The sequence below is a fragment of the Sphingosinicella sp. CPCC 101087 genome, assembly GCF_004151485.1.
Taxonomy (GTDB): Bacteria; Pseudomonadota; Alphaproteobacteria; order Sphingomonadales; family Sphingomonadaceae; genus Allosphingosinicella.
Genome location: NZ_SBFF01000001.1, coordinates 34,178 through 48,031, shown reverse-complemented (window position 1 = coordinate 48,031; position 13,854 = coordinate 34,178). Strand labels below are relative to the sequence as shown.

Annotated in this window: 14 protein-coding genes; 8 read left to right on the top strand and 6 right to left on the bottom strand. The window is 67.3% G+C overall.

Translation table 11 applies throughout. From position 1 onward, the window contains the following. The first annotated feature begins 1 nt into the window (after window position 1). Window positions 2-535 (top strand): MarR family winged helix-turn-helix transcriptional regulator, encoded by a 534-nt coding sequence (locus tag EKM57_RS00225; protein ID WP_129790465.1) that lies wholly within the window; start codon window positions 2-4, stop codon window positions 533-535. Window positions 536-674: 139 nt separating this feature from the next. Here the strand turns inward: EKM57_RS00225 and EKM57_RS00220 are convergent, their stop codons facing one another. The 4 genes from EKM57_RS00220 to mdlC all read right to left on the bottom strand — a co-directional run bounded on the left by EKM57_RS00220 (window position 675) and on the right by mdlC (window position 4,990). Further along, a complete protein-coding gene (locus tag EKM57_RS00220; protein WP_165357120.1) occupies window positions 675-1,271 on the bottom strand; it encodes a MarR family winged helix-turn-helix transcriptional regulator in 597 nt (198 codons plus the stop codon). Window positions 1,272-1,467: 196 nt separating this feature from the next. Next, window positions 1,468-1,965: an aromatic-ring-hydroxylating dioxygenase subunit beta gene (locus tag EKM57_RS00215; RefSeq protein ID WP_129790463.1), complete on the bottom strand. Its 498-nt coding sequence runs from the start codon at window positions 1,963-1,965 to the stop codon at window positions 1,468-1,470. Next, the gene (locus EKM57_RS00210) at window positions 1,962-3,311 is read right to left on the bottom strand and encodes an SRPBCC family protein (protein WP_129790462.1); all 1,350 of its coding nucleotides are present in this window, start codon (window positions 3,309-3,311) and stop codon (window positions 1,962-1,964) included. Before EKM57_RS00210 ends, EKM57_RS00215 begins: the two co-directional genes overlap by 4 nt. Before the next feature lie 107 nt (window positions 3,312-3,418). Further along, on the bottom strand, window positions 3,419-4,990 hold the full coding sequence (gene mdlC, locus EKM57_RS00205; RefSeq protein WP_129790461.1) for a benzoylformate decarboxylase: 1,572 nt from the start codon (window positions 4,988-4,990) through the stop codon (window positions 3,419-3,421). 113 nt (window positions 4,991-5,103) lie between these two features. Between mdlC and EKM57_RS00200 the strand changes: the two genes are divergently transcribed. The 5 genes from EKM57_RS00200 (at window position 5,104) to EKM57_RS00180 (ending at window position 9,663) form a co-directional block, all read left to right on the top strand. Next, entirely contained in the window at window positions 5,104-6,000 is an 897-nt protein-coding gene (locus EKM57_RS00200; protein ID WP_129790460.1) for a LysR family transcriptional regulator, read from the top strand. Between the two features lie 77 nt (window positions 6,001-6,077). Then, window positions 6,078-6,863, top strand: a complete 786-nt coding sequence (locus EKM57_RS00195) for a type III pantothenate kinase (RefSeq protein ID WP_129790459.1) — start codon at window positions 6,078-6,080, stop codon at window positions 6,861-6,863. Window positions 6,864-6,965: 102 nt separating this feature from the next. Beyond that, entirely contained in the window at window positions 6,966-8,603 is a 1,638-nt protein-coding gene (locus EKM57_RS00190; protein WP_129790458.1) for a ribonuclease J, read from the top strand. A gap of 7 nt (window positions 8,604-8,610) precedes the next feature. Beyond that, on the top strand, window positions 8,611-8,871 hold the full coding sequence (locus EKM57_RS00185; RefSeq protein WP_129790457.1) for a DUF1467 family protein: 261 nt from the start codon (window positions 8,611-8,613) through the stop codon (window positions 8,869-8,871). A 69-nt stretch (window positions 8,872-8,940) separates the two neighbouring features. Then, window positions 8,941-9,663 (top strand): alpha/beta fold hydrolase, encoded by a 723-nt coding sequence (locus EKM57_RS00180; RefSeq protein ID WP_371414105.1) that lies wholly within the window; start codon window positions 8,941-8,943, stop codon window positions 9,661-9,663. Window positions 9,664-9,766: 103 nt separating this feature from the next. On the opposite strand, the gene EKM57_RS00175 is transcribed toward EKM57_RS00180, so the two are convergent. Next, the gene (locus EKM57_RS00175) at window positions 9,767-10,297 is read right to left on the bottom strand and encodes a GrpB family protein (RefSeq protein ID WP_129790456.1); all 531 of its coding nucleotides are present in this window, start codon (window positions 10,295-10,297) and stop codon (window positions 9,767-9,769) included. A gap of 30 nt (window positions 10,298-10,327) precedes the next feature. Then, a complete protein-coding gene (locus EKM57_RS00170; RefSeq protein ID WP_129790455.1) occupies window positions 10,328-11,782 on the bottom strand; it encodes a LytTR family DNA-binding domain-containing protein in 1,455 nt (484 codons plus the stop codon). A gap of 141 nt (window positions 11,783-11,923) precedes the next feature. Between EKM57_RS00170 and EKM57_RS00165 the strand changes: the two genes are divergently transcribed. Together EKM57_RS00165 and EKM57_RS00160 are read left to right on the top strand one after the other, a co-directional pair. Then, window positions 11,924-13,342, top strand: coding sequence for an alpha/beta hydrolase (locus EKM57_RS00165; protein ID WP_243450856.1), 1,419 nt, complete (start codon window positions 11,924-11,926; stop codon window positions 13,340-13,342). Window positions 13,343-13,519: 177 nt separating this feature from the next. Then, window positions 13,520-13,750: a hypothetical protein gene (locus EKM57_RS00160; RefSeq protein ID WP_129790453.1), complete on the top strand. Its 231-nt coding sequence runs from the start codon at window positions 13,520-13,522 to the stop codon at window positions 13,748-13,750. Window positions 13,751-13,854 lie beyond the last annotated feature (104 nt).

Below are 13,854 nucleotides of genomic sequence, written 5' to 3'. Positions count from 1 at the left end.
GATGAGCAGCGGCCAATCGGATGGGCGGCGCGGCGTGCCGGCCGAGCGGAACGGACGACGGCCCGCGGTTCACCAGAATCACGTGCTTCCGTTCTGGGACATCGGCGGCGGCGCCTATTTCGGCTATCGGATGGCTATTGCCGCCCGCCTGTTCGATCGGCGCATTGCGCAGATCCTGGCCGGTCATGGCGGCCTGACTCTGCCGCAATGGCGGGTCCTGGCGCAGCTCGGCCTGATGGGGACCGGAACCGTGCGTTCACTGGCCGACGGCGCGGTGGTCGACAGGTCCGAGGCGAGCCGGGCGCTCAAGGATCTCGAAGGGCGCTCTTACGTCGCGCGCAGCGAGAATCCGCAGGATCGCCGCAGCCCGACTTTTTCCCTGACGGAGCAAGGAATGAAGCAGTTCGAGATCACGCGGCGGCCGATCAGCCGTTTCATCCAGGATCTCGCCAAAGGGACCACGGACGAGGATATGAAGGCCGCCAATCGGGTCCTTTGGACGGTCACGCAGGGCTGCCTGGAAGAGCCGCGATAGGCGCCTTTTCAAGGCTCGAAGCGCCGGGACAGGCCCGCGCGATCGGCACCCGGTTTCTTTTGCAGAAGCGGGGCCGGCGGGGAACGTGACGAAGGCCCCGCGGCGCTTCGACCCACATGCTTGCCCGGCGGAAGCTGCCCTAGATCTCGGAATCGTCGCCTTTGAAGGGCGGCGCATCGGCATAGAGCCTCTTCATCAGCTTCACGATGAGCGCCCGTTCCTGCGCCGAAAAGTGGCCCTTGACCCATTTCTCGTGGGTCCGGACCGCGACCTGCGCCTCGGCCAGCAGCGCCGCGCCTTTCTCCGTCAGGTGCAGTCCGCGGCGCCGGCCGTGATAGGCGACCGGCCTTCGCTCTATCAGGCCGCGCCTTGCCAGATTGTTGGTGATGCCGAGCATGGTCGCGCGATCCACCCTCAGCAGGGCTGCGAGCTCGATCTGGACCACGCCCGGATTATCCGACGCCAGCCAAAGGACGGCGGTCTGCTTCTGGGTCAGCTTCAGCGGTTCGAGCGTCTGCTTGAAATGCTGCACGATCGCCATGTTGCCGAGGCTGACGTGAAGGCCCAGTATATCGTCCAGCGCGCCGAACCTGGGCTGTTCCGGTCTTCCTCCCGCGGCGGCCGAGCGCGGGGCAGGGCGAACCACCCCGTCGGCCTTCGCGCGTTGAGCGCTCTCGCTCGCCATTGCGTCAATCCCCTCCTCAGGCGTCCCGCGCTGGGCGGGCACGCCGGTCATCCGTCGATTCTCCGGATTTGTCGATCCGAGGTCCCGCCGGCCGACCTGCCGCCTCGGCTCCGGCCAAACCCCCGCTGCTCGGGCCCGGGACCGAAGCGCAGCCCGGGTGGATTTCGCATGCCCGAACATGCGCCCGGCGGCACGGAAACTATGTCCCGGTCGTTGCAACGTCAACGAGGAAGGTCTTCATCCGGCTTCAGATCGAATAGAAGTCCAGAACCGTCGGTATCACGTCGTTGAGCAGCACTATCTTCTTTGCGGCGATTCGCCAATCGCCGGCTTCGTTTCGAAGCGCGTGCTCGTACCGGCCGAAGAAGACATGCGTTCGCTCGCTTCTTTTGTCGTAGAGGTGCACCGCAAAGCTGGACGAGGTGCGCGCCTGCGCATCGTTCGCCGTGAGCAGCAGCACGTTGGTGATCGCGTGCACGACGCGGGGCCGGGGCTTCGAGGCCACCGAAAGGCCGGACCGCGCGCGCCAGACCCGGTCCTCCAGGTTCCGCCGCCCCTGATAGTAGATGAGCGACAGCTCGGAATCGGGATCCTGGGTGACATTCTCCTCGTCGCGCCAGGCCGGGACCCAGAATGTCGCGTCCTCCGTATAGAGCGCCAGCCAGTCGTCCCACGCGCCGCTGTCGAGGGCGAGGGCCTCGCGATAGAGCAGTTCTTCGGCGCCTTCCCGGTCGATCGCGCTCATGCGCCGAGGGCCCCGACCATGCGCTGCGCCCACGCGCGGTAATAAGAGTGGAATAAGGTCTCGTCGCCCAGCTGCGCGTCGGCCAGGACGCTGCGCGCCGGCGCCAGCCCTATGACCGAGGAAAAGGCATTGCCGCCCGTGCGGCTCGCGCTCATCCCGCGGGAATAACCCTGCAGCCAGGGTTCGACCCGGCTGGCGAAGCCGCGCTGGCAATTCTCGTAGCTGACCGTGTCGTCGGGCGTCGCCATTCCGCTCGGATTGAAAAAATCCTCATATTGGCGGATGCGCAGTCGTCGCGCGTCTCCGCTCTCACCCTTTGGCGCGATGCACCAGGTCCGCATCTCGGTGCGGTCGGCGCTGATCGGACGGATCACGCGCAGCTGGCTGGATGCATTCTCGGCGATCTGAAGATTGGGGAAGATCGTCAGGTTGCGCATGTTGAACATCCAGTCGCGCTTCGCCTCGCCATGCCGTTCCGCCAGGCGCTCCGCGCTTTCGTACAGGGGCAGCGCATCCGTGATCCCGAAACGGCCCCAGTTCAGGACATGGCCGTGATCGAAGCTGAAGCTGCCGCCCTGCACGTCGCCTTCGGCATCTTCCTTCCAATAGTCGGTCTTTTCCCAGACCGACTTTACCGCCGACTGGCTGTTGGATTTCTGGCGCTGGTCGAGCAGCCTTATGTAGGACGGGTGCGCCGAGGTGAAGTGGTAGGCGTCTGAGCAATTCTCCAGCTGGAGCTTCCAGTTGCCGTCATAGGTGAACGTGACGCCACCGGGCACCAGCTCGACGCCTTCCTCGCTCTGGTCCGCGACGAGGTCGAGCAATTTGGCCGCTTCGCCGAGATATTCGGCCAGCGGCGGAACGTCGGCGCTCACGCTGCCGAACAGGAATCCCCGATATTCCTCGAAGGCGGGGAGGCGCGCGAGATCGTGGCTTTGCCCGTCGAAGGCCTCGGCGTAGCAACCCGCCTTCTTGAGCTTGATCGCCTTGTTGCGGCCCGCACTGTCGAACGACCAGCTGTGATACGGGCAGACATGAACGCGCGCATTGCCGCTCATCGTCTGCGCGACTCGCGATCCCTTGTGCGGACAGGAGTTGACGAAGCCGCCGAGCATGCCCTCGCCGTCGCGGCTGACCAGGATGGGTACCCGGCCGATCCAGCTCGTGAAGAAGTCGTGGGGTGCCCGGGCCTGGTCGGCGATTCCGAGGAAGACCCATCCGCCTTCGAAGATACGCTCCATCTCGAGGTCGAAGATCGCGGGATCGTCGAAAATGGCCCGGCTGACTCGGAAGATGCCGTCCGCCGGCCGGTCGTCGATCAATTCACCCAGCTCGTACCGTACCATATTTGCCTACTCCCGGGCCGACGCATGGTTGGTCCGACGATCCAACGCAAGGCCGCCGCGCCCATCGCGCGCCCACGCAACGGGCGGGCCGGCGGAAGCGCCCCGCCTCAATCGACGACCACCTCGACCAGGCTCGGCCCCGACGCTCCGAACGATCGAGCCAGGGCCTGGTCGAGCTCGGTCGGCGAAGCGACTCGCTGCGCCGCGACTCCCTGGCCCTCGGCGATCGCACAAAAGTCGATCCCGGGCAGATCGGTGCCCACCGTCTGCTGCAGGCCGAACAGCCTGCCGAAGCCGATCAGCGCCTCGTAGCGGCGATTGTTGACGATGACGAAGCTGATCGGAAGCTGGAGCTGCGCGGCGGTCCACAGGCCCTGTATGGCGTACATGGCCGATCCGTCGCCGAGGATCGCGACGACCTTCTCTCCGGGCCGGCCGAGCGCGACGCCGATCGCCGCCGGCAGGCCGTGGCCGAGGCCGCCGCTCGCGCAGGTGTAGAAGCCGTCGCGCGTCGTGATCGGCAGATGGTCGTGCATCGGGCCGCGGCTGCTCGGCGCTTCCTCGACGACGATGGCGCCCTTCGGCATCGATGCGGCGACCTGCTGGAGCAGATAGCCGTCGCTGAACGGCATGCCGGTCAGGCGATCTGGCCGGCGGATCGGCGCCGGCGGCTCGCGCCGGCGCGGCGCCGGGCCCTCCAGCAGCTCGGCGAGGCCGAGCTTCACGTTGGTAACGACCGACGTCCCGACCGGCAACCAGGACGCGGCCGACGGATCGTCGACCAGCTGGAACAGGCGCGTGCCGTGGGGCAGGTGCGGACCGAAGCCTTCGACATGATAGACGAAGAGCGGCGCGCCCAGCGCCAGGACGAGGTCGTGGCCGGCGAGCGCGGACACGATCCGCTCGCGTCCCGCCACAAGGAAGCCGGCGAACAGCGGATGGTCTTCGGGGAAGGCATTTCGCGCCGCCATCGGGCTTACCCACACGGCGGCCTGGTGCCGCTCGGCAAGCGCGACCACCTCGTCCCAGCCGTCGTCGCGCGCCAGTCCCGCGCCGACGACGAAGGCGGGCCGCTCCGCCAGGCTCAGCGCTTCGCCGATCTCGGCGAGCATCTCGGAATCGCCCCTGATCGTCCGGCTGACGCGGCGCGGCTCGACCGGCTCGCATGGCCGGTCCCAATCGTCGACCGGGATCGAGACGAAGGTCGGCCCTCTCGGCGGCTGCATCGCGATATAATAAGCGCGGGCGATGGCGCCGGGAACGTCCTCGGCGCGCGCCGGCTCGCAGCTCCATTTGACATAGGGTTTGGGGAATTCGGCGGGCTGCTGCGCGAACAGGAACGGCTCGTAGGGAAGGATCGAGCGGGCCTGCTGGCCGGCCGTGACGACCAGGGGCGTGCCGTTCTTGTAGGCGGTGAAGAGGTTGCCGAGCGCATGGCCGACCCCGACCGCGGAATGGAGGTTGACCAGGGCGGCGTTTCGCGTCGCCTGGGCGAAACCGTCGGCCATCCCGAGCGAGATCGATTCCTGCAGGCCGAGCACATAGCGAAAATCGTCTGGGAAGTTGCGGAACATCGGCAGTTCGGTCGAACCGGGATTGCCGAAGATCGTCGTCATTCCGAACGACCGGAGCAGGTGCAGCACCGCCTCACGAACCGTCGTTTGCCCGGAGGCTTGCATGATGTCCCGGCCTCTCCTGTTCCGCCCCGCTCGCCGGGGTCGACGTCCTTTTCATAGCGGGGCAGGGGCTTGCCGAATATTGTCATCTCGGCAATCATCCATACCATATCGGTATGAGTCTGGATCCTCGGCATCTCGATGCCTTCCTGGCCGTCGTGGAAGGGGGCAGCCTCGGCCGCGCGGCGCGTGCCTTGGGCGTGACGCAGCCGGCGCTCAGCCGGATCATCCGGCGCCTCGAGTCGGCCGCCGGGGCGGAGCTTTTCTCGCGCGAGGCGAAGGGTATGGACCTGACGACCTTCGGCGAGGCCCTGCTTCCTCATGCGCGCCTGATCCGGGAGCAGTCCCGCGAGGCGATGGAAGAGATCCAGGCCCTCCGCGGCCTCGGCAAGGGCGAGCTGAGGATCGGCGCCGTTGCGAGCGCCGCGATCAGCCTGGCGCCGCCGGCGATCGAGGTCATGCTCCGGCGCTGGCCGTCCCTGAAGATCGAAGTGATGGAAGCGGTCGAGGACCGGCTGGCCGACGCCTTGCTCGCGCGCGAGGTCGACCTGCTGATCGCGGGCGAGATCGAGCAGGAGGGAATCGTTCGGATGAGCGCCCCGGGCCTGCATGACCGCTATCAGGTCGTCGCCGCGCCGGACCATTGGCTGGCGGGGCAGGGGTCGATCCCGCTGCGCCGCCTGGCTGCCGAGCGCTGGGTGATGCCGCCCCTCGACGCGCCGCCGCGCCGGCAATTCCACGATCTCGCCGCGTCGCTGGGCGAACCGCCGCCCCGGGTGGTGATCGAGAGCCGGTCGACGGCGACGGTCAAGGCTTTGGTCGCGCAAGGCGGGCTGCTCGCCTGGCTGCCGGAGCCGCTCACGCTTCCCGACCGGCGGGCCGGAATGCTGGTCGAACTCGACGTTCCGGAGCTGGTCGTCGTCCGCAAATTCCACGTCTACCGTCGCCGCGGCTTCGTTCCGCCGGCCGTCACGCGTTTCGTGGAGGCGCTGGGGAAGGCCTGCGCGCCTTGACCGGCTCGTGTCGTGAATTGGTCGGCGGCAGCCAGCCCAGCCTCGCCTTTTCGCTGCCGCCGCCCTAAGGAGGCGCCATGCTTCTCGCCATCGATGCCGGCAACACCAACCTCGTCTTCGCCTTGGTCGAAGACGGCGTGATCCGCGCGCGCTGGCGGATCGCCACCGATCCGCGGCGCACCGCCGACGAATATGCCGTCTGGCTGCACCAGTTGCTCGCGCTCGAAGGGTTCGGCAAGGACGATGTGAAGGCGGTGATCATTGGCACCGTCGTGCCGCGAGCGCTGCACAATCTCGAGGTCCTCGCGACCAAATATTTCGGCGTCGAGCCGCTTGTCGCCGGGCGGCCGCCGGTCGAATGGGGCATCGAGCTCGACGTCGTCGAGCCGGGCTCGGTCGGCGCCGATCGCGCGCTCAACGCCATCGCTGCCCATACGCTCTATGGAGGCGACCTGATCGTCGTCGATTTCGGCACGGCGACGACGTTCGACGTGGTCGATTATTCGGGCGCCTATAAAGGCGGCATCATCGCTCCCGGCATCAATCTGTCGCTCGACGCCCTCGTTGCAGCCGCCGCGCGGCTGCCGCGGATCGCGATGGAGGCGCCGAAGGGCAATCTTTCCGTGATCGGGCGCACGACCGAGGACCAGATGCATATCGGCATCTACTGGGGCTATGTCGCGATGATGGAGGGCCTGGTCGCCCGAATGCGCGCGGAGATCGGCCGTCCCGTCACCGTCGTCGCCACCGGCGGCCTCGCGACCCTGTTCGACAAGCATACCGAGCTGTTCGACGAGATCGAGGGCGATCTCACAATCCAGGGCCTGGCGATGCTCTACCGGCAAAGCCTTTCGCCCGCCTGACCGTCCTTCCCGCGAAGGTGGGAAGCCGCTTTCCTGCCGGAATCATTGCCGGCGCATCAGGCTCCCGCATTCGGGAGCGACGACAAAAAGAGACAAAGAGAGATGAAGCCCGGAAACGAATTGCTCTTCCTTGCGCTCGGCGGCTCCGGCGAGATCGGCATGAACGTCAACCTTTACGGCTGCCAGGGCAAGTGGATCATGGTCGATCTCGGCATGACCTTCGCCGATCCGGCCTATCCCGGGGTCGAGCTTGTCTTGCCCGACTTGTCCTTCATCGAGGAACGGCGCCAGGACCTGCTCGGCATCGTCCTCACCCACGGCCATGAGGACCATATCGGCGCCATCCCCTATTTCGCCGGGGAACTCGGTGTTCCGCTCTATGCGACCCCGTTCACCGCGGGCCTCATCGCCGGCAAGCTCGAGGAGGAGGGACTCACAGGGGAAGTGAAGCTCGAAGTCGTCGACATGCTGAACGACTTCGCTCTGGGCCCGTTCGGCCTTCGCTACATCCCGCTCGCCCATTCGATCCCGGAAGGGAATGCGCTGCTGATCGACACGCCCTATGGGCGCGTCTTCCATACCGGCGACTGGAAGCTCGACGACAGCCCCCAGCTCGGGGATCCGTCCACCGAGGCCGAGTTGCGTGCGATTGGGGATAGCGGCGTGCTCGCCTTGGTCTGCGACTCCACCAACGTTTTCGTCGAGACGCCGTCCGGCTCCGAGCTCGGCGTGCGCGCGGGTCTGGACGAAGTGATCCAGGGCGCGGACTGTCGCGTGCTCGTCACGACTTTCGCCTCCAACGCCGCGCGCCTGAAGACGCTCGGTCATGTCGCCCAGGACACGGGGCGGCAGGTTTGCGTCGCCGGGCGCAGCCTCGACCGGATCCTGCGCGTGTCGAAGAGCGTCGGCTATCTCACCGATTTTCCCGAGACGATCGACTTCGAGACGGCGATGCGGCTGCCGCGCCGCGAGGTGATGATCATCGCCACCGGGGGCCAGGGCGAGAGCCGGGCCGCGCTCGCCCGAATCGCCTTCGAGCAGCACAAGCTGAAGCTCGACCGCGGCGATCTCGTCATCTTCTCCTCCAAGCAGATACCGGGCAACGAGATCGCGATCGCCCGGATTCAGAACGAGCTGGCCGGCAAGGGGATCGAGATGATCACCGAGCGCCAGGCGCCGGTCCACGTCTCCGGCCATCCCGGCCGGCCCGAGCTTGCCTCCATGTACGAATGGATCCGGCCGGAGATCATCGTTCCGGTCCACGGCGAGATGCGCCACATGACGGAGCACGCCCGCTTCGCCCGAGCCCGCGGCATCCCGCACGGCATCGTCCAGAAGAATGGCGACGTGGTCCGCCTCGCACCGGACGGTCCCGAGAAGATCGGCGAGGAGAAAGTCGGGCGCTTCGTGCTCGACGGCGACATCATTCTTCCCGCCGACGGCACGACGATCAACGAGCGCCGGCGCATCGCCTTTGCCGGCCTGATCTCGGTCGCGGTCGGGATCGGCCATGACGGACGGCTAGCCGGCGAGGTCGAGATCGACATGCAGGGGATCCCGGTCGAGGAGGATCGCGAGGCCTTCCTCAAGGCCGCCTGCGCCGCCGCGGCCGAAGCGGCGGGCCGGGCGTCCGGCAGCGAAGACAAGCTTAAGGAAGCCGTCCGCCTCGCCGTCCGCCGCACCGCGACCGAATGGACCGGCAAGAAGCCGGTCGTCAGCGTCCTTCTCGTCAGGGTCTAGTCCAGCCGTGCAGCTCACCTCGATCGCCGCCATCTACGTCCTGTTCTGGACGTTGAGCCTGTTCCTCGTCCTGCCCTGGGGCGTGCGCACCAGCGAGGAAGAGGGCGGGAAACCGGAGCCCGGCCATGCCGACAGCGCGCCGCACAGCTTCAGCTTCGGTCGGATCGCACTGCGAACGACGATCGTCGCGACGGTCCTGTTCGGTCTGTTCTACGCCAATTACCTTTACGGCTGGATCGGCATCGATTCGCTGGACTGGTCGCGCTAGCCCGCCCTCGCCGGCCGGGGGTGGGCGCTTCCACTGAATCGTTTTCGATAATTAGCTAAAGCTCGCGCCATGCAGAATTGCGATGATGAAGGCGTGAACATCGTCCTAGCGCCGGGCTACATGCTGGACCGCGACTTGTGGGCCGACGTCGAGAATAGTCTCTCGGCGGTGGGTAGGCTCACTTACGCCGACCTCTCTCGGGATGAGAGCATCGAAGCCATGGCAAGCAGGCTGTTGGACAATGCTCCAGCCCAAATCGTCTTGATCGGCTTCTCCCTGGGAGGCTACGTCGCCAGGGAGGCGGCTCGCCGCGCGCCCCACCGCGTCCGGGCAATGGTCCTGATTGCCACCTCTTCTCGCGGGGACACCGAAATTCAGGCCCGGCGCAAGGCGACCGTCGCCGGTGCATCGAACGTGTCGAAGTTCACCGGCTTGAGCCGCTCGGCCATTCTCTCCTCTTTGGCTCCCGACCATGCGGATGACGCGATGGTCGCTCGCATCCGCGCCATGGGCGACCGGCTGGGCGGAGACGTCTTCGAGCGCCAATCCAGGCTGGTTCGAGCCAGCGATCGGGATCGTTTGGCAGAGATCGAATGTCCGACTCTCGTCGTCGCCGCGACCGAAGACCGACTGCGCAGTCTGGATGAGGCTCGAGAGCTCCACAGCGGCATCCCACGCTCGACGTTGGTCACCATCGCCGGCTCGGGGCATATGATCCCTCTGGAAGCGCCTGCTGCACTGTCCGAAGTGATCGTCGCATGGCTTGGCAAGCTGATGGGCCCTGCCCGATAGGGCATGCCGCCAAGGTCCGCCCGCTACGGGTACACGCCCAGGACTGCCCTTCGCATGGCTGCTGGCGAGGGTGCAGGTCGCCCAGGAGTCCGGGTCAGCGGCCTCAGGTCGTCGCGCCTTCCAGCGCCCGGGTCTCCACGCGCTTGATCCAGGCGCTCTTGCAGTCTGTATAAGCGTGGCTGTCGTCGGCGTGCAGCGCCGCGCAGCGCGCTTTCTCTTGCTCATATTCCGCGGCAAGCTCGGGCCGGGCGCGCAAGATGTCGCGGAAGGCGAGATGGCGACGGACGGCCGGATCGCTCCGGCCATAGCCGTGCAGCTGGACCTGTCGTGTGCCGGTCGCCGGATGGGTGAGCGTGCAGTAGCGCCGCCCCGTCAGGCCGTATTCGCCGTGCCAGGCATAGCCGAGCGCCTCCAGCGCCGCTTTCGCCGCGTCCAGTGCGGCAAGGCTCGGTGCGACCGCCAGCAGGTCGATGATCGGCTTGGCGGCGATGCCGGGGATCGCGGTCGAGCCGATATGATGAACGTGCAGGGGGACCGGATCGAATGCCCGCCGGATACGGTCCGCTTCGGCCTCGGCCAGCGAGGCCCAGCGCGGATCGTGCGGCACGAGTCTGACAGGGATCGGTGGAGGCATGGACGTTCTTCGCTCGAAACGCCGAACGTCTCAAGCACCCGCGTTCAGCCCCGCGACCGCCTCGGCATAGCGCCGGCCGACCGGGATCGTCGCCCCTTCGCCAAGCAGGAGCTGGCGTCCGCCGCCCGCTTTCGGCGCCACCCGCGAGACGTGACGGCGGTTGACCGCGTAGCTCTTGTGGACCCGCACGAAATGATCGGAGAGCCCGGTGAGGAGCTTTGCGAGATTTGCGGTTACCAGCAGGGTGCGTCCGTCGGCGAGTATGACATCGCAATAATCGTCGGCGGCCCTGACGTAGAGAATGTCTCCTTCGGCAACCCGATCGATCCGGCCGCCGTTCCTCAACTCCACGATCGCCTCGCCGACCTCGCTCGCCTGGCGCAGCCGCGCCTGCAGCGCCGCCGCGCGTTGCGCCTCGGTATCGTGGCGTCGGCGCTCGCCCCGCAGGATGGCGACCTGCTCCGCCACCAGCAGGACCAGGAAAGCGGCGACCCCGAAATAGTAGGTTCGGTCGAGGAAGGTGGTGAGCTGCCAGGCCATCAGCCCGATCAGGAGCAGGGATCCGGCAAGGACCGCAACGGCGCCTTGCCGACCGCCGCGCAGGCCCACGGCGGCGCAGCCCGCCAGCGCGAGCAGCCCGGCGAGGATCGCCGCCATCGCCTTGAGGTCGAACGACGAGATCAGGACGAGGGCGGCCGCCGCCGCTGCGCCGCTGAGCGCGGGCGCCTTCCGGCGCCACTTGGGCGCGAACCGGCGCGCCGCATAGGCGGCGGCGAACACGGCGGTCATCGCCGCCAGCAGCGCGATGGCGGACACCCTCGCGACGTGCCACGGATAGGCATAAGCGACGAATCCGCGGACCACCTCAACGACGAGTTGCAAGATCGCGAACCCGGCTATCGCCGCTATCAGCCAGGCATCGCGGCTGCTCCGGTCGAGTGCCGCGGCAGCGGCGAAATAGACGAAGGCCGCGGCGAGGGCGCCGATGGTCAGCAGCGCCGGCAGATAGTCGATGAGGCCCAGCGACGGGGTCTCATATGGCGTCACGTCGAATCGATGGAGGGCATGCCGGACCGGAAGCGGGAGATGATGCGCCGATAGGCGGAGCGACACGACATTCTCGCCCGGCCGAACCAGCGCGATCGGCACGGGGATGCTGGCGACGTAGCGGCCCGGCCGCTCGCTGGCACGGCTCGCGCCCGGCTGGCCGTTGCGCCCGATCGGCACGCCGTTCCAGCGCACTTCGGAGCTTGCGAGGGCATTGACCCAGACCATCAGGGGACGCGACAGCGGCAGCGCCTCGGGAGCGACCGTCACGCGGCGTTCGATATGGATCTCGCGCCCGGCGATCCTCAGCGCGAACCAGGAGATCTCGCGGCACGGACCGTCCGGGCCTTGGCATTGGCGAAGCGGGCCGTTGGCGACCGGCGGCGGCGTGGCTGCAGCCAGCAGCAGCAGCGCGAGTATCGCCACGATCGCTTTCATGGCTTGCGACTATAATTCCCCGGCTCGGCCCTGTCGTTGTCGTTTACCGACGCGCGCCGTCGTTCACCGACGCCGTCTGGACGCCTTCCGCCGTCGCGATGCACGTCGCAGCCAGAGATGACGAGGAGGGCTGGATTGACGATGACATGGCGGATCGGAGTGCTCGCCCCGCTCATGCTTGCCGCATCGGGCGCATCGGCCGCGGCGCAGGCGCCGGCTCCGGAACTGCGTCTCGAACCCTATGCCTTCCGGCTTGCCGACGGCGCCGAGATGGCGGCCGAGCGCGGCACATTCTCGGTGCCCGAGGATCGCAATGACGCAGCCTCCCGCCCGATCGAAATCGGTTTCGTGCGCTTCCGCTCGACCAATCCGAATCCAGGCGCTCCGATCGTCTATCTCGCCGGCGGGCCGGGCGGATCGGGAGTCGACACCGCACGCGGGCCGAGGCAGCCGATCTTCCTCGCGCTTCGGCAGGTCGCCGATGTCATCGCCCTCGACCAACGCGGCGTCGGCTTGTCCAACCATGTGCCGCCCTGCACGGCCGAGCAGGCCCTCGATCCCGAGCGAATCCTGAACGAGCAGACTCTGGCCGCTTACTATCGCGACACATTCGTCGCCTGTGTCGGGCGCTGGCGTGCGGCCGGCGTCGCGATCGAACGCTATACGACCGAGCAGAGCGCCGACGATCTCGAGGATCTGCGTCGGGCGCTGGGAGCCGAGCGAATCGACCTCTGGGGGATCTCCTACGGCACCCATCTCGCTCTGGCAGCGATGCGTCGCCACCCGGGCTCGATCGGCCGCGTCGCTTTGGCCTCGATCGAGGGGATGCACCAGACGGTCAAGCTGCCGGCCCATGCCGATGCCGCGTTCGCGAGGATCGGCGCCGCCCTCGGCTCCGATCTTCCGGCCCTGATGCGCCGCGTTCATGCCCGCTTCGATACGGAGCCGCAGTCCGTCGCGCTCAGCAGCCAGGGCAGGGAGATCGCTGTTCGAGCCGACTCCTTCACGCTCCGGATGATGGCGGGATTTCTCGCAAAGAATCCAAGCGGTTTGGCCGAATTGGCGAGGCTCTATTCCGCGCTGGAGGTCGGCCGGACCGAACCGCTCGCGCCGCTACTGGCGCAATTCTTCTACCGCCGGCCGCTGACCCTGTCCGGAATGCCCGAGTTGATGGACGTCGCCTCCGGGATCGGCGAGGCGCGGCTGGCCGAGGTGCTCCGGCAGGCGCCCCGCTCCATCTCCGGCACGGCGCTCAACTTTCCCATGCCGCAGCTGCGAGGCGCGGTGCCGGGCTTGGAGCTGGGCGAAGCGTTCCGCCGCGAGGTCGGGGCAGGGCATCCGGTCCTTTGGCTGGCTGGTGAGCTCGATGTGCGCACGCCGCTGGAGGAGCAGGAGATCGCCGCCGCCGGGCTTCGCAATCGGCACCGGATCGTCGTCCGCAACGGCGGCCACGATCTGTTCGAGGCGCATCCGGACGTGGCACCTTTGCTCGTCGACTTTTTCTCCGGCCGCCGGGTGGCCGTGACCGAGCTTTCGCTTCCTGTGCCGACGGCCCCCTAGGGGGCCGGACTCGACCGGTATCGCGCCGGCTGGCCCTTGCGGGCGAAACGGACCGGCGGCGAACGGTTGCGAGCCGATGCGCCTGGATGAGCGAAGGGACAGGACCTGTCCCGCCACGGCACGGCGGACGGCGGAGCGGGGTGGGGCCCTTGCAACTTTCTGGTAAATGAAATCTTAATGACGGGCATGAACCGCCTGTCGCCTTTGATCGTGCGCCGTGCCGAACCCTGTTTCCCCGGATCGGGGGCCACCATGCTGGACATGGTCAAGAAGTCGGCTTCGGCTACGCTGCCTGCCTCCGCGCGCGGCCGCTCCGCCGGAGACCGGGAAAGCTGGCTGGACGACCTCCGGCTCGTCGCCACCGGTTGGATCGGCGGCCTGATCTTTTTCGGAACCCTGATCGGCTGAATCGGCCGCAACGCCCGCTGTGAGCATGCGGGCGCGGCCTGCACGTCCAATTGCCGATCTATGAATTATTCGGCGATCATTCCGATATTTGGGACCCGTGCTTC